We start from the raw sequence: 1361 nt of genomic DNA on the forward strand, positions 1-1361 counted from the left end.
CGGATCTGCCAGTTTGCCAAAGAGAGCACAGTCCTTGATGTTTTGCTTCCGGGGATCGCGCCAAAGGAATATTTTGACGATCGGCTAGCCGACACCCTGAATGCGCTATATGATTTTGGGCTTGGCAATCTGGAAACCATGATCACCCGGACCATGATCAAAGGCTTCCAGATCGAAACCGATATCTGCCACAACGATACCACCTGCGCCCAAATGTTCGGGGATGCAAACAACCGCCGGTCCGAAAAGGGCATTACGATCACGTTTGGTTACAGCAAGCAGTACCGCAAGGATTTAAAACAACTGGTCTGGTCTTTATCCGTCAGCTCCGATAGCGCCTTTCCATTATTTCAGCAAGCCTACAGTGGCAACACCGGCGATGTCGAAACCTACGTGGCGCAATGGCATCATTTGATCGACCTGTTGGGTAAACGGGACTTTCTGTTCGTGGGTGATTCAAAGGTCGCCAGCCGTGAAAACATGGCCCACATTCACGACCATGGCGGGTTTTTCATCTGCCCGCTTCCCATGTATGCGACTTACCAGAAAGCCTTTATGGACGCCCTGGACCAACATGACCGAGAAGAGCTGATTTCCTACAAAGGACAACTCAATCGCGGGTTCGAAGTTCCCTTGGTGATCGACCATAATGGGAAAGCCTATCCCTTCAGAATGATCGTTCTGTTTGACCACGGGCTGTTCCATCGCAAACAAAAGTCGTTATCTCAGCGTGTCGAGAAAACTCAACAGGCATTCGATCAGTTGTCATCCAAGCTCAATACCTATCGTCTGAAAAGCCAATCCGCCATTGACAAGGCGTGCATGTCGATCCTGAAGAAGCACAAGACCCAGGACCACTTCACGTACTCCATCCATAACGATCCGGTGGTCACCTATAAAAATAAGAAGCGCGGCAGACCCAGTGCCAACAGTCCCGTGGAGAAGGTGGAAGTCATTCAGGACCAGTTTCGTATCGATTTGCAGTTTAACCAACTGGCCTACGACCAGGACGTCAGCCGAGCCGGCTATTATCCTCTGGTGACCAACCAGCCGGTCACGAAACTGTCGATCACCGATGCGATGATGGCTCATAAGAATGAGTATAAAGTCGAGCACATCTTTCGCCGCTCAAAAAGCGGATATAACCTCGAGCCGATCTATCTGCACACGCCGGAGAGGATTGAAGCCTATCTGTTCCTGTTCAAGATCGCGCTGCAAATTGTCGTCTTGATTGAGCGCGCGGCACGCCAAAATATTCAGGCACGGGATAAAGGGCTGGATGATTTCATGCCCAATAAAAAGGATTACCGAACGCCCAAGGCAGAATATCTGCTTCAAAAATTCGAGCACGTTGTCTGCGG

General features: G+C 50.3%; 1 protein-coding gene. It reads left to right on the forward strand.

The window, feature by feature from the left end:
- The coding region (locus JCM12296_RS34895; protein WP_054702793.1) for an IS1634 family transposase at positions 1 to 1361 on the forward strand (1361 nt) is incomplete at both ends.

Source organism: Desulfosarcina cetonica JCM 12296 (assembly GCF_001311845.1).
In the GTDB taxonomy this organism is placed as follows: Bacteria; Desulfobacterota; Desulfobacteria; order Desulfobacterales; family Desulfosarcinaceae; genus Desulfosarcina; species Desulfosarcina cetonica.